We start from the raw sequence: 24,380 nt of genomic DNA, 5'->3' as shown, positions 1-24,380 counted from the left end.
GCACCGGGCCACCAACGACGGTGCGGGGCGGTCGACATCGCGTCGACCGCCCCTTTCTCGTTTCCCGCCCGGTGTCGTCGTCACCCGTCGTCATTTCTCCGAACGTTGTGGGGCGGACCGGCGTCGTAGGGGCAGCCGATCTCGAAGGGGTCATCATGACGTCCGTACGTTCGCTCGCCCGCTCCCTCTCCGCTGCCGCGCTGTCCGGGGGACTGATCGCCGCCACCGCCGCGTGTGGTGGCGAGGTGTCCGCGGAAACCGACGAGGCGCCCTGGCAGGAGCCCGCCTCCTACACGTACACGCTGACGTCCAGTGAGGGGGAACGGGCCCTGATCGGAACCTTTCGGGTCACGGTCCGGGACGGGAAGGTGACCAAGGCGGTCGGCCTCGACGCCAGTGCCCGGCGGGTGGTGCGGCAACTGCCCGACCAAGTGCCCACCCTCGGCACGCTGTTGACCGAACTGGACCAGGCCCGGCGCGACAAGGCGGACACGGCGGAGGTCGAGTACGCGACCGACGGGCACCCCACGCGGATCTTCCTGGACTGGGAGAAGAACGCGATCGACGACGAAGCCCTGTATGTCATCAGCGCCTATGAAGCGGCCGGTGGATGACCTTCTCGGAGAATCAGGAATCAGGGAATCGAGGAATCAGGGAATCGGGGAAGTGGCCAGATCCTTACGCCCTGCGGCCATCCGGCCACTTCTCGCTGGACAGGTCCTCCGCGCAGGATCGGTTCCATGAGGTTTCTCTGGATCTTCGCGCACCCCGAGCGGCAGTCGCTCAACGGCTCCTTGCTGACCGAGGGGCTGAACGCCCTGCGGGAGCAGGGGGACGAGTACCGCGTCTCCGATCTGTACGCCATGGGCTGGAAGGCCGTCGCGGACGCCGACGACTTCGCCACCGCGGGCCTTGAGCGCCGCCTGTTCCTGGGCGCCGAGCAGGAACGCGCCTTCCAGCAGGGCGTGTTGAGCGACGACATCAGGGAGGAGCACCGGAAGATCGAGTGGGCCGACGTACTGGTCTTCCAGTTCCCGCTCTGGTGGTTCGGGCCCCCCGCGATCCTCAAGGGCTGGTTCGACCGCGTACTCGTCCAGGGCTACGGCTTCGGCATCAAGGGGCCGGACGGCCGCACCCGGCGGTACGGCGACGGCGGGTTGGCCGGGAAGCGGGCCCTGATCATCACCTCGGTCGGCGCACGCGAGTCCGGCTTCGGCCCGCGCGGTATCCACGGACCGGTGGAGGAGGTGCTGTTCCCCCTGCTGCACGGCACGTTCTGGTACACGGGCATGGCGCCGCTGCCGCCCTTCGTCGTGTACGGGGCTGACCGCTGCACGGAGCCGGAGTACACGCGCACCGCGTCGGACCTGAGGGAGCGGCTGCGCACCCTGCCGGCCACCGCTCCCGTGCCGTATCGCCCCGAGAGCGGCGGGAGTTACGACGAAGCCCTGGTGCTGCGCCCCGAACTGGCCCCGAGTCTGCGCGGACTGGAAGTACACCGCACCACGTGAGGTGGCTGTGAGGTCACCGCGAGGTCACTGGCCCGCGCCGACCGGCAGGTTGAACACATGGTCGGGGGTCACGACCTCGGTGATGGCCTGCCCGAAGAGGGTGCCGGGCTCCTGCCCGTTGTACAGGATGTCCGTGTTGAGGAGCACGACGAGGGTGGCCCCCGACTCGGGGAGATAGAGGGTCAGGGACTCGTAGCCGGGCAGCGAGCCGTTGTGGCCGATCCAGCCCTGGACATTGAAGATGCCCAGGCCGTACCCGGCGCCCGGAACACCCGTCGGGGCGGTCGCGAGCCGCTGGGCCTGGGTCTCGGGCGTCAGCAGGGTGCCGGTGGCGAGGGTACGGGCCCAGGAGCGCAGGTCCTGGAGGTCGGAGATCATCGCCCCGGCGGCCCAGCCCCAGGACGGGTTCCAGTCCGTCGCGTCCACGACCTGCCCGCTCGCGCTCTGGTTCGTGTAGCCCCGTGCGTGCGGGGTGGGGAACTCGGCGCCGGTCGGGAAGAGGGTGTGGGTCAGCCCGGCGGGCCGTACGACGTTCTGGTCGATGTACTGGTTCAGCGGCACCCCGCTGACCTTCTCGACCACGAGCCCCACCAGGATCAGATTGGTGTTGGAGTACTCGAACTTCTCACCGGGCTGGAACCCCACCGGGTGCTTGAAGGAGTAGTCCAGCAACTCCTGGGGTGTGAAGGGCCGTTGCGGGTCGGACGTCAGTGCCTTGTCGAAGTCCGGGTCCTCGGAGTAGTTGAACAACCCGCTGCGCATGCCCGCCAGTTCGCGCAGGGTGATCCTGTCGCCGCCCGGCACCCCGCTGACGTACTTCCCGATCGGATCGTCCAGACCGACCTTGCCCTCGTCGACCAGACGCAGCAGCGCGGTGACGGTGAACGTCTTCGTCTCGCTACCTATCCGCATGTTCAGGTTCGGCTCCATCGGCGCACCGGTGGCCTTGTCGGCGACTCCGAAGGACCGTACGTAACTGCCCTTGCCGGGGGCCCAGAGTCCGACGGTCACGCCGGGCACATCGGCCTCGCGCATGACCCGCTGGATCGCCGCGTCGAGCCGGGCGGACACATCCGCGGTGAGCTGCGGGAAGGCATTCGCCGTGGGGGGCGTGGTCGACGGGCTCGGGGGCGTGGTCGACGGGCTGGGAGGTGTGGTCGAGGGGCTGGGGGACGTGGTCGACGGACTCGAAAGTGAGGAGGTCGAGGAAGGTGACGAGGGTGAGGAGGAGGAAGACGGGTCCGGGCTCGGCGCGCCGTACGCCACCCCCGCCGACACCGGTGCCACCAGCATTCCGGCCGCCGCCACCCCCACGCACGCCCTGCGCCACCGCGCTGCCGAGCACTTCATGACCGGCCTCCTCCTGCCCTGGCAGGACCAGGCTAGGCCCGCCGGGGCACCCCCGCACGGCGAGGAATCGCCCGCCCGCCGTACCGGTGCCGTCATGGGGCGACCGGGCCCCGACCTACGAACGGGCCGCCCGGCGCTGAACTCCCCCCATCGAGTGCTGGATTGGGGAACAGCGGATGCGTCGGCCCTTACGGGGGCACCCTGGTGGAACCGGAGATGGAACCGAAGATTCCCCCCACGTCCCCTCAGGAGGCGGTCCCCCATGCTGCGCGGTATCGATGTGAGTGCGTATCAGTCGTCGTTCGACACCGACGGGTTGTCCTTCGTGTTCGTCAAGGCCACCGAGGGCAGGTCGTACCTCAATCCACGTCAGACCACCCAGGCGAAGCAGGCGCGGGACGCGGGGTGCGTGGTCGGCTTCTACCACTTCCTGTGGCCGGGGAATCTGAAGGCGCAGGCCGCGTACTTCGTGGAGCACGCCGTGTCCAAGGCACACGATCTGCTCGCCGTCGACTGGGAGTGGACGGGCGAGCACACCCGCGCGAGCAACGCCGAGAAGGACAGTTTCATCCGCGAGGTGAAGCGGCTGCGACCGCACCACCGGGTCCTGCTGTACACCAACCGGGACTTCTGGCTGAACGTCGACACCACGTCGTACGCGGGCGACGGCCTGTGGATCGCGGACTACACGACGGCCGGCAAGCCACGTATCAAGGCGGACTGGACCATCCACCAGTACACCGATCAGCCACTCGACAAGGATGTGGCCGACTTCAAGACCGAGGCGGCGCTACGGGCCTGGGCCGAGGGCGTCTAGAACGGCGCCGCGCAGCGCCCCGCAGGGGCGCGGGGAACCGCGCGACCAGCCACACACGACCCGCATTTCCACACCGGCCTTCCAGCGGAGCGTTCAGGCGCGGAAGTCCGCCGGCCGCTCCGGCGACGCCTCGCCCAGCGCCTTCGTGATCGCGCCGGTGTCGCCGACGAGTCCGGAGACCGGGGAGCCGGGCTGCTGGCGCCAGGACTCGTCCAGGCCGCCCGCGTCCACGGTGTCGAAGCCGATCGCGTCGATCAGCTCCCGCACGGTCCGCTTGGCCGCCTCGTCGTCACCGGCGACCGGCAGGGCGACCCGGCCGGGCGTCCCCTTGGGCTTCGGCTTGTCGAGGATGTCGTGGGCGTACGTGCCGTTGAACGCCTTGATGACGGGGTGCCCGAGCTGCCGCTCGGTCCAGCGGCTCTCCGTGACCCCGTCCTCGATCTCGGCGATCCGGCCGTCCCGCCCCGGGTAGTAGTTGCCGGTGTCGAGGACGGCGAACCCGTCGGCCGCCCCGTCCAGGATTCCGGAGGGCAGCTTCGGTACGGCCTTCAGCGGGATCGCGACCACGACGACCTGGGCGCCGCGCGCCACCTCGGTGACCGGGAGGGGCGTCGCTCCGGTCTCCTCGGCGAGGTCGGTCAGGGTCTCGGGGCCACGCGAGTTGGCCACGGAGACGTCGTGTCCGATGGCGGTGAGCCGCCGGGTGAGGTTGCCGCCGATGTTCCCCGCGCCGATGATGCCGATCTTCATGTCGTGCCTTCCGAGAGTGAGGGCTGCTGACGTCGTGATCCAACTCTCGGACAGATCGAGCTATTCCGACACCCGAGCGGACACCTGGGTGGACACCTGGTCGGACACCTGAGCCGTCTCCGCGCCCCGGGTCAGCTCCCTCAGGGTGTCCGTGAGTTCGGCCTCCGCGAGATCTCCGGCCACCGGGTCCCCCGCCTCGACGGCTGCGACCAGGGCCGCGTGCGAGGCGTCCCCGTAATTCGGGTCCCGGGTGCGGACGCCGAGCAGGGCGAGCAGGTCGATCAGCCCCTCGCGCAGGGCCGGTACGAACTCGGCGAAGAGGTCGGTGAGCACGGGGTTGTGGGCCGCCGCGACGACGGCGGCGTGCAGGGCGATGTCGGCGTCCACGAACGCCGCGTCGTCCCCGGTGGCGGCGGCCCGCCGGGCCTCCAGCGCGCCACGCAGGGCGACCACGTCCTCGGCGGTGCGGCGGCGGGCGGCGAGCCGCGCGGCCTGCACCTCGACCAGCATCCGCACCTCGTACACATCGGTGACCGCCGCCCGCCGCAGCCGGGTCGGCCAGTCCTCGACGGGCTCGGTCGCGAGGACGAAGACCCCGGCGCCCTGGCGCGCCCGTACCAGTCCGGCGCCCGCGAGTGCCCGCAGCGCCTCACGGACGGTGGAGCGGCCCACGCCGAGTTCTTTGGCGAGGGTCGTCTCGCCCGGGAGTCTGCCGCCGACCTCCCAGTGACCGGCGGCGATGTGCGCGCGCAGGCGTTCCGTGGCCTGTTCGACCAGGGGGCTGGGGCGCAGGGCACCGAGCGGCATCGGAGGGTCCACCTCGTTCGGGAGCGGTAAGCCCCCACAGCTTACTTGTCTGAGGAGCTGAGGTGTAGCTAGGCTGCCACCGGTTCCCGACCGAACGAAACCGAGGGCCCCGCACCGATATGAGCATCATCTCTCCCCCGGGCCGCGAACCGGTCGGCCACCCGGTGACCGCCGCCCCCGGGTCCGACGACCCGGTCCTGTACGCCGATGACGTGCACGTCGTCCGGGACGGCGCCGCCATCCTCCAGGAGGTGTCCCTCACGGTCCGCCCTGGCGAGCACTGGGCGCTGCTCGGTGCGAACGGCGCGGGCAAGACCACCCTGCTCAGCCTCTTCGGCGCCCTGGTCCACCCCACCCGTGGCACGGTCGAGGTCCTGGGCCGCCGTCTGGGCCGCGTCGATCTGCGCGAACTGCGGTCGTACGTCGGCCATGTGAACCCCCGACATCCCCTGCGCTCACCCCTGCGGGTGCGGGACGTCGTGCTGACCGGGCTGACGAACTCCGTGGAGCGGCCACCCCGGTGGGTTCCGACGGCCGCGCAGGAGGAGCGGGCGGACCGGCTGATCGGCACGCTCGGTCTCGCCGAGCGGAGCGGGGCGCGCTGGCCGACCCTGTCGCAGGGCGAGCGGGGCCGGGCACTGATCGCCCGTGCGCTGATGCCGGAGCCCCGGCTGCTGCTGCTCGACGAACCGGCGACCGGCCTGGACCTGCCGGGCCGTGAGCGGCTGCTCGACTCCCTCGACGGGCTCCGCCGGGACCACCCCCACCTGGCCACGGTGCTGGTGACACACCATCTGGAGGAGCTGCCGTCCGGTACGACGCACGCGCTGCTGCTGCGGGACGGCCGCTCCCTGGCGCGGGGCACGGTCGGCGAGGTGCTGACGGGGAATCTGCTGAGCAAGTGCTTCGACCTGCCGCTCACGCTGGAAAGCGCGGACGGCCGCTGGAGCGTACGGGCCCGCCGCGTCCCGCACCTGGCGGACAGCCTCGGACCCCCACCGCCGAGGATGGAGACCCACAAGGCCGAGTGACAAAGGGGTGGCGGGATGGGTACGGGTGCGGGGGCTTCGCTGCGGGGCATTCTGGACGCGGCGGCGCGGGGGAGGTTCCCGGCGGCGGACGGCGGCACGACCGTCGTACCGCAGGAGCGTCACCGGGACGCGGGCGTCATCGCGTTCACGGCGCACGCGGTGGTCATCACGGACGAGGACCCTCAGTGGGTACGGGCCGCGCTGAAGGCGGTGGACTGCGACGCCCTCGCGGCGGCGATGAACCCGCGCTTCCTGGCCGCCTTCCTGGACCGCACGCACCGCACCATGGACACGATCGATCTGCTGACGGTCGCCTCCCGGCTGCCCGGTCCGCCGCCGCTGCCGCTCACCCCGCTGGACGACCCGGACCATCCCCGGGTGGTACGGGCCCGCGCGCACCGCGACGACGTTCGGGTGTGGGCCGCCGACGGGGGCGTCCTGGTCATCGGGCGCGGGGTCGCCGGCCGTCTGGAGGCGGCGATCGAGGTCGACGAGGCGGTACGGCACCGGGGACTCGGCCGGGCGCTGGCGACGGCGGCCCGCCATCTGCTCCCGGCGGACGCGGCGGACCCGGTCATCTGGGCGCAACAGGCCCCCGGGAACGCCCGCAGCGTACGGGCGTTCCAGGCGGCCGGGTACCGTCCGGTGGGCGCGGAGGCCCTGTCACTCCCCCGCACCCCGAAGCCGTCAGCGGAAGACGCCCGTGTGGCCGAGTGAGTACCGGCCTGGCTGCGGATACACAGCGAGTCCGTGCGGCCCGCTGCCGACCGGGATACGGGCCAGTTGCTTCCCCGACGAGGTGTCGATCGCATACACCTCGGAGTTGTAGCGGCCCGACAGCCACAGCACCTTGCCGTCCGCCGAGACCCCGCCCATGTCGGGGCTGCCGCCACCGGGCAGCTTCCACTTCTTGGCGACCTTGCCCTGGGCGAAGTCGAAGACGGAGATGGTGCCTTCGCCACGGTTGGAGACATACATCACCTTGGAGTCCCGGCTGACATACAGGCCGTGGCAGCCCTTGCCGGTGGGCAGCAGGGTCGGCTTGGTGAACTTCTCGCCGTCCAGCACCCACACACCGTGGGCCATCATGTCGGCGATGTAGAAGGTCTTGCCGTCGGGTGAGATCTTCACGTCCTGCGGCATGGCTCCGGTGAACGGGAGTTTCTGCTGCCCGACGACCTCCATTTTCTCCGTGTCGACCTTGAGGAGTTCACCGGAGAACTCGCAGGAGACGATGAAGTACCGGCCGTCCATGGAGAAGTCCGCGTGGTTGACGCCGTAACAGGTGACCGGCTCGGTCTTCACACGCTTCATGGTGTGCGGGTCGCGGAAGACCAGCTCACGGTCGAGTGAGGCCATCACGATCGCGTACTTGCCGTCGGGCGTGAAGTACAGGTTGTAGGGGTCGTGCACATCGACGGGCTTGCCCGCCTTGCCGGTGCGCGGGTCGATGGGCGTGAGCGTGTTGCCCTTGTCGTTGTTGACCCAGAGCGTCTTGAGGTCCCAGGACGGCACGACGTGCTGCGGCTGGGCGCCGACCGGGATGGTCTCGATGACCTTGTACGTCTTCGGGTCGATGACCGACACGGTGTTGGAGCTGGTGTTGGGGACGTACACGCGGGACGGGAAGTCCTTGACGACCGGCGACAGCTGGTTCGGCCGGTCGGCCGCGTACACGTCCTTGGGGTCGAGCACCGGCGGCATCCCGGGCAGCCCGGAGACATCGGCGGGCCGCGCGGGCGGCTTGACGGCGCCCTGGGTGCCGAGGGCCTGGTCGGCCCGCTTGTCGCTGTGCGTGCCGCAGCCGGCGAGGGCCAGGAGGACGGCGCCGGCGGTCAGGGCGCCGGCCCGTCTGGTGAGGGTCAGGTGCAGGGACATCAGGTCAGCAGCTCCGTGGTCGTCACCGCGCGCAGGCCGCGGCGGTGCAGTTCTTCCAGGACGCCGGGCAGCGCGGCAACCGTGTCCGCGTACCCGAAGTGGAGGCTCACCACCGACCCGGCGCGGGCCGGTCCCGTCACATTGCGGACGACGGTCGCGGCGCCGGGCGAGGTGAAGTCGAGCGAGTCGACGTCGTAGGAGAGGACGTGCGGGTAGCCCACCGAGCGGGCGATCCGTTCGACCTGCGGCGACGCCTTCTGGGCGCGCGAGGGCCTGAACCAGCTGCCGATGGATCCGGTGAGCCGGCGCAACCGGTCCGCGCAGCCGGTGATCTCGGCGCGGGCCTCCGCCTCGGACATGGCGTTGATGTCCTGGTGGTGGAGGGTGTGGTTGCCGAGGTCGTGGCCGCCGTCGAGGACGCGCCGTGCCATGTCCGGGTGTTCGTCGAGCCAGGTGCCGACGGCGAGCACGGTGACACGGGCGCCCGCCCGTTCGGCCTGGGTGAGCAGGGTGCGGGCGATGGCCGGGTCGCCCTGGCCGTGGAAGGTGAGGGCGACCTGCGGGCGGCTGCCGGGGCCGTGCTCGATCTGGACGGGCAGTCCGGGGAAGCGGCGGGGGCCGGGTGCGGGGCCGCCGGACCGGGACGGCGACGGGGACGCGGCGGCGGGACCGGACGCGGGGGGCGTGCCGGAAGCCGGGGGACGGGCGGACGCGGGGCCACTGGAGGAACAGCCGGCGGTGAGGGCGCCCGCCGCGGCGAGCCCGGCGCCGGTGCGCAGCGCTGAGCGGCGGTCGAGGGTCACGCGACCATTTAAGGGGGAGTGCGGGCGAAACAGCCTGATTGACCCGGTTCGGTGCCAGGGTCCCGTAAATCGGGATCTTGACGATGGGGCTCCCAATGGGCCGTTCAGTCACTGTTTACCAGGCGAGTGTCCGATATCACCAAGGATTCACCCAGGAAAAGTAAGGACTCGTACCGAATTGCCCGAGTGGATACTTTTGGATCACTGACGGCCGTCTGCCATAGTCGGGGGCACGGCCTCCCTTGACCCGGGCCCAGGTCGTCGAAAGCTGCCGCGGACCACACCCCCCAGCGTCCGCGGCGCTCCACAGAAGCCCCCGCGACACCGCACAACGGCCGGCCGGGGGCTTCTGTGCACGTACTCGCGCGACCTTCCTCAGCGGTCGTTGACCCGCATCTCGAACCATGTCGTCTTGCCGCGCGGCAGCAGATCCACGCCCCAGCGGTCGGAGAGCTTGTCCACGAGGGTCAGGCCCCGCCCGGAGATGTCGAGTTCATGGACGGGCATCAGACAGGGCAGTCCGCGCGAGGGGTCACGCACCTCCACCCGGATCCAGCCCCGCCGCCGCAGCATCCGTAACCCGAAGACACGGGCGCCGGTGTGCCGCACCGCGTTGCCGACGAGTTCCGAGACGAGCAGGACCGCGTCCTCGGTCATCTTGGGCGAGAGACCCCAGTGCACCAGGACGACCACCTGGGCGAGCCGGCGGGCGGTCGCCGCGGACTCCGGACGGGAAGGGAGCGGAACCTCACCCTCCGTCGGATTACCGAACAACTCCAGTGCCTTGAGCGCCTGTTCGTCCGCGACCGCGGGCGACCAGCGTGCCACGGTCGCACCGCCGTGCCGCCGCGGCTGTTCGATACCCTCCAGCCCCGCCATGCCCCCCATCATGGCCGCCCAGAGCGTTTTCCGGGGCCGTTCCGACGGAATCGACCAGGCGGAATCTTTTCTTCCGGGGATGCGGGTTGACATATGCCAGGGGCAGTGATCACCCTCGAACACCGTCGCTGACCTGCGATGACCTCCCGCTTATGGGTGATCACCGTGAGCTTTGGCCAAGGCAGGCTTAAGGTTCTCTTAAGGCTGCGCTAAACCGCTCCTTCGAGGGACAACGACGGTGGACGGTGGTCAACTCGCCCTTCAGGACCGCCCATTCGGGAGCCGTCAGAGGAACTTCGCCTTGCCCGGACCCTCTTCGACGAAGCTCCGCATCCCGCGCTCACGGTCCTCCGTCGCGAACAGCCCCGCGAACCAGTTCCGTTCCACCGCGAGGCCCGTGTCGATGTCCGTTTCCAGACCGGTGTCCACCGACTCCTTGGCGGCACGCAGCGCGAGCGCCGGACCCCGGGCGAGCCGCGCGGCCCACGCCCGCGCCTGCTCGTACACCTCGGCGGCCGGTACCACCCGGTCCACCAGGCCCAGGGCCAGGGCCTCTTCGGCCTTCACCTGACGGCCCGTGAAGATGAGGTCCTTCGCCTTGGACGGACCGATCAGCCGGGCCAGGCGCTGGGTGCCGCCCGCGCCCGGGATCAGACCCAGCAGGATCTCGGGCTGGCCGAGCTTGGCGTTGTCCCCCGCGATCCGGAAGTCGGCACACAGCGCCAACTCGCAACCGCCGCCCAGCGCATAGCCGGTGACGGCCGCGACGACCGGCTTGGGAATCCGCGCGACGGCCGTGAAGGACTCCTGGAGCGCGCGCGACCTGACCACCATCGCGGGGTGGTCCATGTCCTGCATTTCCTTGATGTCCGCACCGGCCGCGAACACCTTCTCACCGCCGTAGAGCACCACGGCCCGCACGTCGTCCCGGCGCCCGGCCTCCTCGGCCAACTCCTTGAGACGGTCCTGCGTGGCGATGTCCAGCGCGTTCATCGGGGGGCGGTCCAGGCGGATGGTACCGATGCCCTCGGCGACCTCTAGATGCACAGTCATGCCGCTCAGGTTAGCGAGCGTTAATGGAATCGGGCCCGGTGCCATTGGTCACAGTGGGGGAGGTCCGGTGCGATCTCGGCTGCGGGCCGTGCGTGGCTGGTCGCGCCCACGCGGCGGAGCCGCACATGTCACAGCCCCGCGCCCCTGACGGGGCGCTCTCGTACCGGCCCTACGCGATCCACTGCTCCCAAGACATGTTCCACCCGTTCAGTCCGTTTTCCGGTTGGATCTGCTTGTCGTTGGAGTTCTTGACGATGACCACGTCCCCGATGAGGGAGTTGTCGAAGAACCAGGCCGCCGGCTGCTTCTTGTCCCAAGCTCCACGCACATCGCGCAGACCCACACACCCGTGGCTGACGTTCTGGTTGCCAGGGGCCCCCGGTGCCCAGTAGTTACCGTGGATGAAGGTGCCCGACTGCGACAACCGCATCGCGTGCGGTACGTCCTTGATGTCGTACTCACCGCCGAAGCCGACCGTGTCACCGTTCATCCGGGTCACCTTCAGCTTCTCGCTGATGACCATCTGACCGTTGTACGTGGTCGTCGCGGGGGCGCCCGCCGTGATCGGTATGTTCTTGACGGTCTTACCGTCCCGGACGACCTTCATCGTGTGCTTCTTGGCGTCGACGGTGGAGACCTGCGAGCGGCCGATCGTGAACGACACGGTCTTGAGCTGCTTGCCGTAGACGCCGGGGCGTCCCTCGACCCCGTCGAGGTTGAGCTTCACGCTGACCTTGGTACCGGCCTTCCAGTACTTCTCGGGACGGAAGTCGAGCCGGTCGTTGCCGAACCAGTGACCCTGGACGTCCACGGCGGGCTCGGTGGTGATCTTTATGGCCTTCTCGACGTCCTCGGGGTGCGTGATCCCGCGCGTGAAGCGGATCGAGAACGGCATGCCGACCCCGACCTTGGAGCCGTCCTCGGGCGTGAAGATACCGACGAAGGTGTTCTTCGGGACGAGCGTCGTGAACGTCGTGTCCTTGGCCGACTCGCGGCCCTTCGTGTCCTTGGCGACGGCGTGCACCTTGTACTTGGTGCCGGACGACAGATGCTGCGAGGGGGCCCAACTGCCGCCGCCGCCCGCCAGCTTGCCGTCGACCGGGTTGCCCTTGGAGTCCTCGACCCGTACCTCGGTCAGCTTGCCCTTGGCCGCGGTGACCTTGAGGGCGCCGCTGGTGGCGACGGAGTCCGCGCCGTCCTTGGGCAGGATCGACACGACGGCCTGCGAGGGCGCGGTGTCGGCCTTGTCGGAGCCCTTGCCGTTCTTGTCCCCGCCGGAGCCCTTGTCGGAGTCCGCTCCCCCGCCGCCCGAGCCGCACGCCGTCAGCACGACGAGCAGTGCCCCGAGCAGCAGGGCCGGCAGCGCGTGCCGGCGCCCGTGCCGTGTCCGACGTGCCGCGGGCCGCTCCGCCCCGCCGCCAACCGACGCCCCCGATATCGGTCGCCCGTTCACCTTGTTCTTCTCCCCTCGCACGGCCCGGTCAGGCCCGCACCCCTGCGCGCCCCGCGCGCACCACCCATTGCGCGTCCCGCGCATCTCGGCCAATTAATCACACGGTCCGAGGAGCTGACTCCCCCGTGATTGTCACTGTTCCGTACCAGCTTGACGGGGGGTCACGCTGGTCACGGGGTCGCGCGGGGGTCGGGGGCACCCGTCAGCGCAGTGCGGAACCGGCCTTCCACTCCTGCCACTTCATGTTCCAGCCGCTGAGCCCGTTGTCCGGGGCGACCGTCCTGTCCTCACTGTTGACCACCTCGATGATGTCGCCGATGAGGCTGCGGTCGAAGAACCAGCCCGCCGGGGTCTTCGGGCTGCCGCCCTTCACATCCCGCAGCCCGATACACCCGTGGCTGACGTTCTGATGGCCGAAGGAGTCGGGCGCCCAGTAGTTGCCGTGCAGATAGGTGCCGGTGTTGGTGAGGCGCATCGCGTGCGGCACGTCGGGGATGTCGTACTCGCCGCCGAAGCCGACCGTGCGGCTGTTCATCCGGGTCATCTCGAACATCTCGGCCACCACCATTTTCCCGTTGTACGTGGTGCGGCGCGGGGCGCCCGCCGTGATCGGCAGTGTGGTCACCAGCTCGCCGTCGCGGCGCACCTCCATGGTGTGCTTGGCCGCGTCGACCAGGCTGACCTGACTGCGGCCCACGGTGAAGCGGATCGTCTTGTGCTGGAGCCCGTACGCACCAGGTGCCGCCTCCACATCGCGCAGGGCGAGGTCGACGGCGACCTCGGTGCCGGGCTTCCAGTAGTTCTGGGGGCGCAGATCGAGCCGGGTCTTGCCGAACCAGTGGCCGACGACCTCGACGGCGGGGCGCGTGGTGACCCGGATCGCCCGCTGGACGGCGACCCGGTTCTCGATCTCGCGGTTGAACTCCAGGGACACGATCATCCCGGTGCCGACCGTGGAGCGGTTCTCGGGGGCGAGGTAGGCGATGAACCGTTCATCGGGCACGTAGGTCGTGAACGTCGTGTGCCGGGCCGAGCGGCGCCCGTGGCCGTCGAGGGCGACGGCGTCCACGGTGTACTTGGCGGCCAGCGCGAGCCGGGCGTCGTCCGGCAGCCAGCTCAGTCCGTCGGCGGAGATCCGGCCCGGCACCGGGGACTCCTGCGCGTCCTGCGCCTTGACGACCTTGACCGACTCCAGGCGCCCGCTGGGCACCCGTACCGTCAGCCGGTCCTCGGCCTGGACGGCCCGGGAGCCGTCGGCGGGAACCACCCGGATGGCGTCCTGGGGCGAGCGGGGTTTGCCGAGCGGCAGCGTGTCGGGGGTGCAGCCCGTCGCCCCGACGAGCAGACAGGCCCCGGTCAGCAGGACGGCCAGCACCGCCCCCGCGCGCCGTGCGCGCCTCTGTACCTCATGTACCTGAAGAATCACGTCTCACCCAACGACCGTCGACGGCGAGGGAAACGTGAGTGCGACCCGGCCGGTGGGCAGAACACTGGTGAGGACTACGCGGGGAGAGCCGCGGCCGGGACGCCGCGCGCTCTCGGTGGCGCGCCGGTCCCACCGAGCCGCGGGAGGGTGACAGGTGTCCAGCGCACCCGAGCAGGAGGCAGTGCAGGAGGAGGACCGGGACGCTTCGGACGGCGGCCCGGAGCGGCCCGCCGCCGTACTCGACGGCGTGCGCGTCAGGGCGCGCCCGTCGATCCCGGTGACGTCGGTGTGGCCGGGCACGTCGACCCCGCTCGGCGCCCGGTTCCGTATCGGACCCGACGGTGTGGCGGGCACCAACTTCGCGCTGTGGGCGGGCGGCGCCGAGGCGGTCGAGGTGTGCCTGTTCGACGAGCACGGCAAGGAGACCCGGGGCCGGCTGACGGAGCTGACGCACGAGATCTGGCACGGCTTCGTACCGGGCGTGCTGCCGGGCCGGCGGTACGGCTTCCGGGTGCACGGCCACTGGGACCCGTGGACGGGCGCCCGCTGGAACCCGGCGAAGCTGCTCCTCGACCCGTACGCGCGGGCGGTGGACGGCGACTTCCGGCGGCTGCCCGCCGAGGTGTACGGGCATGTGCGGGACTGGCCGGAGCAGTATGTGGCGGACACCGTGCGGGACGACCGGGACTCGGCGCCGTTCGTGCCCAAGGGCGTGGTGGTCCACGACGACGTGCCCGACGACGAGTGGCAGGACGACCGCAGGCCGAAGACGCCGTGGGAGGACTCGGTCATCTACGAGCTGCATGTCCGCGGCTTCACCAAGCTGCACCCGGACATCCCGCCGGAGCTGCGCGGTACGTACGCGGGCCTGGCGCATCCGGCGGCGATCGACCATCTCGTACGGCTCGGGGTGACCGCCGTCGAACTGCTGCCGGTGCATCAGTTCGCGCACGAGGACCATCTGCTGCGCCGGGGACTGCGCAACTACTGGGGCTACAACTCGATCGGCTACTTCGCGCCGCACGCGGCCTACGCGGCGTCCGGCACGAGGGGGCAGCAGGTCGGCGAGTTCCGGCGGATGGTGCGGGCGCTGCACGCGGCGGGCATCGAGGTGATACTGGACGTCGTCTACAACCACACCGCCGAGGCGGGCGAACTCGGCCCGACGCTGTCCCTGAAGGGCATCGACAACCGCGGCTACTACCGCCTCCAGCCCGACGCCCGCCGGTACGCCGACTACACGGGCTGCGGCAACACGCTGCACGTCGTCCAGCCGCAGGTACTGCGGATGATCACGGACTCGCTGCGGTACTGGGTCACCGAGATGGGTGTGGACGGCTTCCGCTTCGATCTGGCGGCGGCCCTCGCGCGCTCCGTACAGGACGTGGACATGCTGTCGCCCTTCCTCGCCGTCATCGCCCAGGACCCGGTACTGCGCCGGGTGAAGCTGATCGCCGAACCGTGGGACGTCGGCAGGGGCGGCTACCAGGCGGGGGCCTTCCCTCCGCTGTGGACGGAGTGGAACGACCGCTACCGGGGCGCGGTACGGGACTTCTGGCGGGGCGCGCTACCGGATGTCCGTGACCTCGGGTACCGGCTCTCGGGGTCGAGCGACCTGTACGCGTGGGGCGGCCGACGTCCGTACGCCTCCGTCAACTTCGTCACCGCACACGACGGTTTCACGCTGCGCGACCTGGTCTCGTACGAGCACAAGCACAACGAGCCCAACGGCGAGGCCAACCGGGACGGCACCGACGACAACCGGTCCTGGAACTGCGGCACCGAGGGCGAAACCGACGACCCGGACATCCTCTCCCTGCGCCGCCGCCAGCTCCGCAATCTGCTGACGACGCTCCTGCTCTCGACGGGCGTTCCCATGCTGGTCGCGGGCGACGAGATGGGCCGCACACAACGCGGCAACAACAACGCCTACTGCCAGGACGACGCGACGAGTTGGCTCGACTGGACCCTGCTCGACGACCCGGCCTGGCGGTCCCTGACCGACCTCACGGCCCGTCTCACCGCCCTGCGCCACCGCCATCCGGTGCTGCGCCGCCGCGCGTTCTTCTCGGGCGGCCCCCAATCGGCGGACGGACTGCGCGACGTGGCGTGGTTCACGCCGCACGGCACGGAGATGACGGAATCCGACTGGTACGCGCCCGCCGCCACCCTCGGCATGTACCTCTCGGGCCGAGACATCCCGGGCCGGGACACCCACGGCGCCCCCATCACGGACGACAGCTTCCTGACCATCCTCCACACGGGCACGGACACGACGGAGTTCACGCTGCCGGGGGGACGGTGGGCGGAGGAGTACGAGGTGGTGATCGACACGGAAGATGAGGAACAGACGGACTCACCAGCACGACTGCATCGGGCGGGCACACCTTTGCGGGTCGCACCAAGATCCGTCCAGCTACTCCGCATTTTGAGCCCGTCCGGCGATTGAGGACAAGGCCGAAGGCCGACATCCCCGGTCAGAGCCAACCGCGTCAGCCCAATATCCCCCGGTCATAGCCAACGGCCACCGCGGCGGCGCGGTCGCTGACTCCCAACTTGGCGTACACATGCGTCAGATGGGTCTTCACGGTCGCCTCGCTGACGAACAGCACCCGGGCGATCTCCCGGTTGGAGGTCCCCTTGGCGACCAGGGCAAGGACCTCCCGCTCACGCGCCGACAAAGGGGCACCCGCAGGGGTCACCGGCGTACGGACCGCCGACATCAGCCGGGACGCGACGGCAGGAGAAAGCACCGTGCGCCCCGCGGCAGCGGCCCGTACCGCCGTGAAGAGTTCGTCGCGCGGGGCGTCCTTGAGGAGGTAGCCGGTGGCGCCCGCCTCGATGGCGGGGATCGTGTCGGAGTCCGTGTCGTAGGTGGTCAGGACGAGGACCTTGGCGCGGGCGCCGGCCCGGGTCAGTGCCGCGATGGCGTCGACCCCGCCGCCGCCCGGCATGCGCAGGTCCATCAGGACGACGTCCGGGTCGAGTTCGGCGACGCGCGTCACCGCGTCGACGCCGTTCGCCGCCTCGCCGAGGACGGTGAAGCCGGGCGCGGACTCGAACATGCCGCGCAACCCGTCGCGTACGACGGGGTGGTCGTCGACGATCAGCACGGTGATAAGGGTGTCAGGCGTCATGGCGCACCAACGGTACGCGAGCGGACACCGCGGTGCCCTGGCCCGGTTCCGCCTCGACGGTCAGGGAGCCGGCGAGCCGCCGCGCGCGGGCCCGCATACCGTCGAGTCCGAAGCCGCCGTGGCCCGAGCGCGGGGGCAGGGCGCCCGGGTCGAAGCCGCGGCCGTCGTCGCGTACGTCGAGGGTGACCTCGCCCGCCATGTACGACAGGGTGACGCCGACGCGGGTCGCCGACGCGTGGCGCGCGGTGTTGGACAGGGCTTCCTGGGCGATCCGCAGGAGGGTCGCGTCCAGTTCGTCGTGCAGGGGTTCGGCGGTGCCGGTGACGGTGAACTCGGCGCGGGTCCCGGTCCGTTCGGCCCAGGTGGCGACCGTCTTCTCCAGGGCCTGCGGCAGTCCGTCGTGCTCCAGGGCGACCGGGGCCAGATTCTGTACGGAGCGCCGGGCCTCGCCGAGGCTGTGCCGGGCGAGATCGGCGGCGCGGTCCAGATGGACCCGGGCGGCGGCGGGGTCGCTCGTGCCCGTGACGACCTGGAGCTGGGCGATGATCCCTGTCAGGCCCTGCGCGATGGTGTCGTGGATCTCGGCGGCGAGCCGCCGCCGTTCGTCGGCGACGCCCGCCTCCCGGGCCTGGACGAGGAGCTGGCTGTGCAGCGCGGCGTTCTCGTCGAGGGCGAGTTGCAGCCGGGCGTTGGTGCGTTCCAGTTCGGCGATGGTCTCCTTCTGGAGGCGGCTGCGGTCTCGCTCCTGCTCGGCGAAGTGCCCGAAGACGGTGACGAGCGCGACGTTCGCTCCGAGTACGGCGCCGAACAGCACCCACTGGAGGCCGCCCTGCGGAGGCAGTCCCCCGGACTGCGAGCCCGCCATGGTGACGGCGGTCGCGAACAGGCCGAACCGCGGCAGTTTGCGCGGCAGCAGCCGTTCCACGCCGAAGTAGCCAGTGGCCGCGTAGAACGCGAAGAAGGGGTTGAGCCAGGTCAGCGCGAAGGCGATGCCCCAGCGCACGGCGTAGAACAGCGTCCCGGGAAGGGACGGGCCCTCGTGCCGGGCGCCGGTCACGGTCCACGCCACCTGGAGCAGGAAGGCTACGACGACCAGCGCCCACGCCACCGTGCGGGCAACGGGGCTCATCAGCAGGTCGGCGGTGGCCAGCGAGATGACGAGACCGATACCGAGCAGACCGAACGGCCCCCAGCGCTCGAAGGTCCGCTGACGCTGCTCGACCAGGTCGACCGCCGCCATGGGCTTCGGTACGGGCTCCAGTACAGGCGTCGGTACGGGCGTCGTCATCCGCCCAGTCTCGCGCACGGCGGTGTCCGTCCCCTCCATCAAGGTTCCGTCACTCCCAGCGGAACCAGCGGTTGGCGGCGGCGGACAGCACCACCGTCCACACGGCAAGGATCCCGAGGTGGGCCCAGCCCGGCCAGTCCCCCGCGGCGGCCTCACCGAGTGCCTGCGCGGCGGCGCCGAACGGCGTCAGCTCGACCACGTTCGCGAGGGCGTCCGGCATGGCCTGTACGGGCAGCCACACGCCCGCGCTGAACATCATCGGGAAGAACACCGCCGAGCCGATCGCATTGGCGATCTTCGAGGTACGGGACAGCGCGGACACCAGGGCGCCCAGCGCTAGGGCGGCAAGCACCGCCAGGACCAACGCGAGTACGTAGCCCGCGAGTTGGCGGGGCAGCACGACGTCGAAGACGAGCCTGCCGACGGTCAGCGAGAGGAGCGCCGAGGCCAGCGCGGCCACGCCGTGCAGGCCCATCTGGGCGCCGAGCAGGGCGGATGGCCGTACCGGTGTGGTGGACATCCGGCGCAGGATGCCCCGTTCCCGGTAGCCCGTGACGACCGGCGGCATGGCCTGCAACCCGGCCATGATCATGGCGAGCAGCACGGTGACGGGGACGTACACGTCGATGGTCCGGATGCCACCGAGGGACTCCTCGGGGTCCCGGAAGGACGGGATGGAGCCGAGGATCACCAGGAGCAGTGTCGGGAAGGCCAGGATCCAGAACAGTGCGCCGGGTTCCCGGCGGAACAGTCGGGTCTCCGCCTTCAGGACGGCGAGGGTGGGGCGCGGCACGGCGCGGACACCGCTCGCGCCGGGGGCGGCCGGGCCGGGGCTCGCCGGGGCGGCCTTCGTGGTGGGGGCGGTCATGCCGTGGCTCCCGTCAGATCGAGGAACGCGTCGTCCAGCGTGGCGTCGGAGACGCGCAGTTGGTGGGCGGTGATGTGGTGCCGGGCGAGCAGCGTGATGACGGCGTTGACGGTCTCGTCGGTGCCGCTGATGGTCAGCCGGCCGTCCTTGTGCTCGATGGACGTGACGGCGGGCAGCGCGCTGAGCGCCGCGTCGTCGAGGGGCGCGGACGGCGTGAAGGAGATGACGGTGGAACCGGCGGCCCTGCGGATCAGCCCGGCCGGGGTGTCGAGGGCGGCGACCCGGCCCCCGTCGATCACGGCGATCCGGTCGCAGAGCCGCTGGGCCTCCTCCATGAAGTGGGTGACGAGCAGCACGGTCACGCCGCCCGCCCGGACGTCCTCGATGAGCTGCCAGGTGTCGCGCCGCGCCCTCGGGTCGAGGCCGGTGGTCAGCTCGTCCAGGACGACGACCCGTGGGTTGCCGATCAGGGCGAGGGCGATGAACAGCCGCTGTTTCTGGCCGCCGCTGAGCTTCGCGAACCGGGTGCCGAGCTTGTCGGTCAGCCCGAGGCGTTCGGCGAGCGGACGCCAGTCGGCGGGCGACGGATAGAACCCGGCGTGCAGCTCCAGGGCCTCGCGGACCGTGAGCTTCGCCTGGAGTTCGGTCTCCTGGAGTTGGGCGCCGAGGACCTGGACGACCTCGTCGTGGTCGGCGACGGGGTCGAGCCCGGCGACCCGGACCCGTCCGGCGTCCGGCACCCGCAGGCCCTCGACGCATTCGACGGTGGTGGTCTTGCCGGCGCCGTTCGGTCCGAGCACCCCGAAGATCTCGCCCTCCTCCACGGTGAAGGAGACGCCGTCCACGACGGTACGGCCGCCGTACGCCTTGGTGAGTCCGTGCACTTCGATGACGGGCTGAGTGGTGGGCATGCACCGAGAATCCCGTCCCGGGACCCCGCGCCGCATCGCCCGTCCCGCTCGAAGGGGCATCGTCCGATCGGTTGATACGCGGCGACGGCTTCCCTTGCTACGGGGCCGTGATCTCCCTTGTCACCGGGCCGCGCCCTCCGCTCCGCGCCGCTCTCCACTCGATCCGAATCCAATGGCCTAGGACCAGCGGACGAGGCGGCCTGCGGCGAAACTCGGTGGGCTGTGTCAGTGGTGAACCGTAGGCTCGCTCCTGATGCCCACTTCACCTGTATCGGCCATGGACACCGCGGACCCCCCGGCCGAAGAGACCCCGGACAAGCGGCCCGCGGACACCGCACCGGACACCCCGGACGCCGCGCCCTCGGCCGTCCGCACCCTGCTGCGGCTGTGGCCGTATGTACGGCCCGTGCGGGCGCGGTGGATCACGGCCGCCTTTGTCGCCGTGATCGCCTCCTGTCTGACGCTGGTGTTCCCGATCGTCCTGAAGTGGATCGTCGACGGGCCGGTCGCCGACTCGGACCCGGGCGGGGTGTGGCTGGGTGCCGGAGTACTGCTCGCGCTCGGAGTCGCCGAGGCGCTGCTGTTCGGGTTCCGCAGATGGCTGGTCGCCCGGCCGCTCGCGGGGGTGGAGGCGCGGATGCGGGCGGAGCTGTACGGGCATCTGCAACGCCTCCCGGTCGCCTTCCACGACCGGTGGCCCTCCGGTCAGTTGCTGTCCCGGGGGACCACGGACCTGATGGTCGTACGGATGTTCCTGGCCTTCCCGCTGACCTTCCTGCTGGTCAACGGTGTCACGATCATCGCCGGATTCGCCCTGCTCATCGCGCAGGACTGGACCCTTGGCCTGGTCCTCGTCGTCCCGGCGGCCCCGCTGATGCTGCTGTGCTACCGCTTCGAGACGAAGTACGCGACGGCGTCCCGCACCGCGCAGGACCAGGTCGGCGATCTGACGACGGTCGTCGAGGAGAGCGTCCTCGGTATCCGCATCATCAAGGGCTTCGGCCGGCACCGCAGTCAGGCCCGTGCCTTCCGCGAACTCTCCAGCACCCTGCGCGGCACCGAGCTGACCAAGGCCCGGCTGCTCGCCGGGCTTCTCTCCGTCATCACGCTGCTGCCGGAGGCCGCGCTCGGCGCCGCGCTGGTCCTGGGTACCGTGCAGGTCGCCGACGGCCAGTTGTCGGCGGGCACGCTCGTGGCGTTCCTGTCCACGGCCCTGGCGCTGCGCTGGCCCATCGACTCGATCGGCTTCCTGCTCGCCATGAGCCAGGAGGCGGCGACCGCGACCCGCCGGTACTTCGAGGTGATGGACGCGCCGGAGGAGGACGAGGGCACGGCATCCGGAGCCGACGCGGGCCCCGGAACGGACGGCGACGACTCAGCGACCGGCGACACCCTGACGGGCGACGGACTGCGGTTCCACGGCGTGCGGTTCCGCTACCCGGACGCGCCGCCCGATTCCGTACCCGTCCTGGACCACATCGAGCTGCATGTACGGCAGGGCGAGACCATGGCGCTGGTCGGCGCGACCGGCAGCGGCAAGACGACCCTGACGGCGCTGGTGCCCCGGCTGCACGAGATCACCTCGGGCCGTATCACGCTGGACGGCCGGGACATCACCGCGATGGAGCGGGCCGAGCTGCGCGCGCTGGTCGCCGTGGCCTTCGAGGAACCGACCCTCTTCTCGGCGTCCGTCGCCGAGAACGTCCTCATGGGCGCACATCCCGAGGGCGGCGCGTCCGCTGAGGGCTCGCGTGAGGACCTGGGCCGCGCACTGGCCGTCGCGCAGGCCGACTTCGTGAAGCGGCTGCCGGAAGGGCCTGACACCGAGGTCGGTGAGCAGGGGCTCAGCCTCTCCGGCGGCCAGCGCCAGCGCCTCGCGCTCGCGCGGGCCGTCGTGGGCCGCCCCCGCTTCCTCGTCCTGGACGACCCGCTGTCCGCGCTCGATGTGCACACCGAGGCGCTGGTGGAGGCCGCCCTGCGCGAGGTGCTCGCGGAGACGACGGCCCTGGTCGTCGCGCACCGGCCTTCGACCGTGCTGCTCGCGGACCGGGTCGCCCTGCTGTCCGACGGCCGCGTCACCGCCGTGGGCACGCACCAGGAACTGCTGCGTACGAGCGCCGAGTACCGCCATCTGATGGCGGGCGACGACGGCCCGGAGGGGGACCCGATCCGATGACGGACACGAACACGGACACCAACACCGACACCGACACGCCCAGGACCGCCGGGCAGACCGGGCAGATCGGGCCGGCTTCGGATTCCCCGCCGCACGAACCGCCCGCTCCGGCGAAGGTTTCCGGCAAGGGCGGAGTCAAGGACAGAGCCAAGGACAAGGACAAGGGCGAGCACGAAGGCACCGTCACGAAGAAGGGCCCCGGCACGGTCGACCCCTTCGACCAGGACGACCTGCCCACACCCGACGGCGCCACCGGCGGCCTGCTCCGCTCCCTCCTCGCCCCCCGCCGCCGCATCGTGGTGTTCGCCGCGCTCTGCCTGCTGCTCCAGCAGGCGGCCGTCCAGGCGGGACCGCTGCTCGTCGCGTACGCCATCGACCGTGCCGTACCCGCCTTCCGCGCCGACGACTACGGGCCGTTGACGGCGGTGGCGATCGGCTATCTGCTCGCGGCGATCGGCTCCGCCGCGTTCCTGTACGCCTTCGTCCAGTTGTCCGCGCGGGTCAGCCAGGACGTGCTGCTCGATCTGCGCGGCCGTATCTTCCAGCACGGACAGGCGCTGAGCGTCGACTTCCACGACCGGTACACCTCGGGCCGGCTCATCTCCCGGGCCACGACGGACGTGGAGTCCCTGCGCGAACTCCTCGCCGAGGGGCTCCAGGAGCTGATCAACGTCATCCTCGCGTCCGTGTACATCACGGCGATGCTGCTCTGGCTCGACTTCGGCATGGGCAGTGTCGCCGCGCTGTCGTTCGTACCGCTGTATGTGCTGATCCAGCAGTACCGGCGGCGCGCGGGCCGGGTGTACGGGGAGCGGTCGACGGCGATCGCGGGGGTGATCGTCAAGTTCGCGGAGACGATGAACGGCATCCGGCCGGTGCGGGCGTTCCGGCGTGAGCGGGCCAACGACGCGGACTTCGCGGTGCTCAACCACCGGCACGAGTGGGCGAACGGCGACGCGCTCCTGGCGATGGCCCGCTATGTGGTCGGCTCCCGTCTGGTGGCGAACACGGCGGTCGCGGGCATGGTGCTGTGGGGCGCGTACCGGGTCGCGGACGGCACGCTTGAGCTGGGTGTCCTGGCCGCGGCTGTGCTGTTCATCCGGCGGCTGTACGACCCGATAGACCGGCTGGCGATGTTCCTCAACTCCTATGAGTCGGCGGCGGCTTCGCTGCGGAAGATCGCGGGCCTGCTGCACCAGGAGCCCTCGGTGCCCGAGCCGGCCGCGCCGCGTCCGCTGCCGGTGCTCGCCGATGACCGGCCGGGCCGCGAGGTCGTCTTCGACGGGGTGCGGTTCGCGTACCGCACGGGCGGTGAGGTGCTGCCGCGTTTCGATCTGCGGTTCCCGGCGGGGCAGACCGTCGCGGTGGTCGGGTCGACGGGCGCGGGCAAGTCGACGCTGGCCAAGCTGCTCGCCCGGTTCTACGACCCGGGCGAGGGTCGGGTGCTGCTCGACGGTGTGGATCTGCGGGAGCTGTCCGTGCTGGAGCTGCGGCGCGGGGTCGTGATGGTGACGCAGGAGGCGTTCCTGTTCTCGGGCACGGTCGCCGAGAACATCGCCATCGGGCGGCCCGACGCGTCCCGCGAGGACATCGAGGGGGCCGCGAAGGCGATCGGGGCGCACGACTTCATCATGGCGCTGCCGGACGGGTACGACACGGACGTCCGCAAGCGCGGTGGCCGTATCTCGGCGGGGCAGCGGCAGTTGGTGGCGTTCGCGCGGGCGCTGCTCGCGGATCCGGCGGTGCTGATCCTCGACGAGGCGACGAGTTCGCTGGACATTCCGGGTGAGCGGGCGGTGCAGCGCGCGATGCACACGGTGCTGCGGGGGCGTACGGCGGTGGTGATCGCGCACCGGCTTTCGACGGTGGAGATCGCCGACCGGGTGCTGGTGATGGCGGACGGCCGGGTGATCGAGGACGGCACCCCGAAGGACCTGATCGCCGGTACGGGCCCCTTCGCCCACCTCCACCAGGCGTGGCGCGAAAGCCTGTCGGGATAGTCAGCGCCCGTCCGCCGGGGTAGGTCAAGGGGGTGTTTTCAGCCACCGGGGGCCTGAAGTCTCCCCCGGCGGCGCGCCCTTGAGGCAGGACCGGACACCGTGATCTCAGCCGGTCTCACCGGTCCTGCCCGCGCACGGCGACCCGTCGCGATTCCCGGATGTTCAGCCGCCCGTACCCCTGCTGTGCCTGCCGTGGGCCCGTCCGCCGCCCCACTCCTCACAGTTGCGAACACCCGTCGCAC

21 protein-coding genes are annotated in these 24,380 nt (G+C 70.8%); 8 read left to right on the top strand and 13 right to left on the bottom strand.

The window, feature by feature from the left end:
- Positions 1-155 precede the first annotated feature (155 nt).
- Together ACFVT5_RS28745 and ACFVT5_RS28740 are read left to right on the top strand one after the other, a co-directional pair.
- The gene (locus tag ACFVT5_RS28745) at positions 156-614 is read left to right on the top strand and encodes a DUF6174 domain-containing protein (RefSeq protein ID WP_389893985.1); all 459 of its coding nucleotides are present in this window, start codon (positions 156-158) and stop codon (positions 612-614) included.
- 126 nt (positions 615-740) lie between these two features.
- On the top strand, positions 741-1,511 hold the full coding sequence (locus ACFVT5_RS28740) for an NAD(P)H-dependent oxidoreductase (RefSeq protein ID WP_389893983.1): 771 nt from the start codon (positions 741-743) through the stop codon (positions 1,509-1,511).
- A 24-nt stretch (positions 1,512-1,535) separates the two neighbouring features.
- Here ACFVT5_RS28740 and ACFVT5_RS28735 read toward each other — a convergent pair whose 3' ends face one another.
- On the bottom strand, positions 1,536-2,861 hold the full coding sequence (locus ACFVT5_RS28735; protein WP_389893981.1) for a serine hydrolase domain-containing protein: 1,326 nt from the start codon (positions 2,859-2,861) through the stop codon (positions 1,536-1,538).
- 262 nt (positions 2,862-3,123) lie between these two features.
- On the opposite strand from ACFVT5_RS28735, the gene ACFVT5_RS28730 reads away from it, so the two are divergent.
- Positions 3,124-3,678: a GH25 family lysozyme gene (locus ACFVT5_RS28730; protein ID WP_389893979.1), complete on the top strand. Its 555-nt coding sequence runs from the start codon at positions 3,124-3,126 to the stop codon at positions 3,676-3,678.
- A gap of 93 nt (positions 3,679-3,771) precedes the next feature.
- On the opposite strand, the gene ACFVT5_RS28725 is transcribed toward ACFVT5_RS28730, so the two are convergent.
- Positions 3,772-4,467: an NADPH-dependent F420 reductase gene (locus ACFVT5_RS28725; RefSeq protein WP_389894440.1), complete on the bottom strand. Its 696-nt coding sequence runs from the start codon at positions 4,465-4,467 to the stop codon at positions 3,772-3,774.
- A 21-nt stretch (positions 4,468-4,488) separates the two neighbouring features.
- Complete coding sequence (locus tag ACFVT5_RS28720) at positions 4,489-5,235, bottom strand: FadR/GntR family transcriptional regulator (protein WP_389893977.1); 747 nt, start codon at positions 5,233-5,235, stop codon at positions 4,489-4,491.
- Positions 5,236-5,354: 119 nt separating this feature from the next.
- Here ACFVT5_RS28720 and ACFVT5_RS28715 point away from each other — a divergent pair, with 119 nt between their 5' ends.
- On the top strand, positions 5,355-6,266 hold the full coding sequence (locus ACFVT5_RS28715) for an ABC transporter ATP-binding protein (protein WP_389893975.1): 912 nt from the start codon (positions 5,355-5,357) through the stop codon (positions 6,264-6,266).
- A 15-nt stretch (positions 6,267-6,281) separates the two neighbouring features.
- Positions 6,282-6,983, top strand: coding sequence for a GNAT family N-acetyltransferase (locus tag ACFVT5_RS28710; RefSeq protein ID WP_389893973.1), 702 nt, complete (start codon positions 6,282-6,284; stop codon positions 6,981-6,983).
- Here ACFVT5_RS28710 and ACFVT5_RS28705 read toward each other — a convergent pair.
- From ACFVT5_RS28705 to ACFVT5_RS28680, 6 genes are all read right to left on the bottom strand, one after another.
- A complete protein-coding gene (locus ACFVT5_RS28705; protein ID WP_389893971.1) occupies positions 6,954-8,144 on the bottom strand; it encodes a YncE family protein in 1,191 nt (396 codons plus the stop codon). The genes ACFVT5_RS28710 and ACFVT5_RS28705 overlap by 30 nt on opposite strands.
- Positions 8,144-8,947 (bottom strand): polysaccharide deacetylase family protein, encoded by an 804-nt coding sequence (locus tag ACFVT5_RS28700; protein WP_389893969.1) that lies wholly within the window; start codon positions 8,945-8,947, stop codon positions 8,144-8,146. Before ACFVT5_RS28700 ends, ACFVT5_RS28705 begins: the two co-directional genes overlap by 1 nt.
- Before the next feature lie 375 nt (positions 8,948-9,322).
- Positions 9,323-9,826 carry an ATP-binding protein gene (locus tag ACFVT5_RS28695; RefSeq protein WP_389893967.1) on the bottom strand — a complete coding sequence of 168 codons (504 nt, stop codon included), beginning with the start codon at positions 9,824-9,826 and terminating at the stop codon, positions 9,323-9,325.
- A 285-nt stretch (positions 9,827-10,111) separates the two neighbouring features.
- A complete protein-coding gene (locus ACFVT5_RS28690; protein ID WP_389893965.1) occupies positions 10,112-10,879 on the bottom strand; it encodes an enoyl-CoA hydratase/isomerase family protein in 768 nt (255 codons plus the stop codon).
- 169 nt (positions 10,880-11,048) lie between these two features.
- The gene (locus tag ACFVT5_RS28685; RefSeq protein ID WP_389893963.1) at positions 11,049-12,332 is read right to left on the bottom strand and encodes an Ig-like domain-containing protein; all 1,284 of its coding nucleotides are present in this window, start codon (positions 12,330-12,332) and stop codon (positions 11,049-11,051) included.
- A gap of 202 nt (positions 12,333-12,534) precedes the next feature.
- On the bottom strand, positions 12,535-13,758 hold the full coding sequence (locus ACFVT5_RS28680; RefSeq protein WP_389893962.1) for an Ig-like domain-containing protein: 1,224 nt from the start codon (positions 13,756-13,758) through the stop codon (positions 12,535-12,537).
- A 154-nt stretch (positions 13,759-13,912) separates the two neighbouring features.
- On the opposite strand from ACFVT5_RS28680, the gene glgX reads away from it, so the two are divergent.
- Positions 13,913-16,207 (top strand): glycogen debranching protein GlgX, encoded by a 2,295-nt coding sequence (gene glgX, locus ACFVT5_RS28675; protein ID WP_389893960.1) that lies wholly within the window; start codon positions 13,913-13,915, stop codon positions 16,205-16,207.
- A 43-nt stretch (positions 16,208-16,250) separates the two neighbouring features.
- Here the strand turns inward: glgX and ACFVT5_RS28670 are convergent, their stop codons facing one another.
- The 4 genes from ACFVT5_RS28670 to ACFVT5_RS28655 are packed head-to-tail and all read right to left on the bottom strand — an operon-like array spanning position 16,251 to position 19,962.
- The gene (locus ACFVT5_RS28670; protein WP_389893958.1) at positions 16,251-16,895 is read right to left on the bottom strand and encodes a response regulator; all 645 of its coding nucleotides are present in this window, start codon (positions 16,893-16,895) and stop codon (positions 16,251-16,253) included.
- Complete coding sequence (locus tag ACFVT5_RS28665) at positions 16,885-18,183, bottom strand: sensor histidine kinase (RefSeq protein ID WP_389893957.1); 1,299 nt, start codon at positions 18,181-18,183, stop codon at positions 16,885-16,887. Before ACFVT5_RS28665 ends, ACFVT5_RS28670 begins: the two co-directional genes overlap by 11 nt.
- Positions 18,184-18,232: 49 nt before the next feature.
- Positions 18,233-19,051, bottom strand: a complete 819-nt coding sequence (locus tag ACFVT5_RS28660) for an ABC transporter permease (RefSeq protein ID WP_389893955.1) — start codon at positions 19,049-19,051, stop codon at positions 18,233-18,235.
- Complete coding sequence (locus tag ACFVT5_RS28655) at positions 19,048-19,962, bottom strand: ATP-binding cassette domain-containing protein (protein WP_389893953.1); 915 nt, start codon at positions 19,960-19,962, stop codon at positions 19,048-19,050. The genes ACFVT5_RS28660 and ACFVT5_RS28655 overlap by 4 nt, the downstream gene beginning before the upstream one ends.
- Positions 19,963-20,215: 253 nt before the next feature.
- Between ACFVT5_RS28655 and ACFVT5_RS28650 the strand changes: the two genes are divergently transcribed.
- Positions 20,216-22,138, top strand: coding sequence for an ABC transporter ATP-binding protein (locus tag ACFVT5_RS28650; protein ID WP_389893951.1), 1,923 nt, complete (start codon positions 20,216-20,218; stop codon positions 22,136-22,138).
- The gene (locus ACFVT5_RS28645; protein WP_389893949.1) at positions 22,135-24,138 is read left to right on the top strand and encodes an ABC transporter ATP-binding protein; all 2,004 of its coding nucleotides are present in this window, start codon (positions 22,135-22,137) and stop codon (positions 24,136-24,138) included. The genes ACFVT5_RS28650 and ACFVT5_RS28645 overlap by 4 nt, the downstream gene beginning before the upstream one ends.
- The last annotated feature ends 242 nt before the right edge of the window (positions 24,139-24,380 follow it).

Source organism: Streptomyces sp. NPDC058001, from assembly GCF_042886315.1.
Lineage (GTDB): Bacteria > Actinomycetota > Actinomycetes > Streptomycetales > Streptomycetaceae > Streptomyces.
The sequence above is the reverse complement of the archived record's forward strand: the minus strand, read 5'-3'. Positions and strand labels throughout refer to the sequence as shown.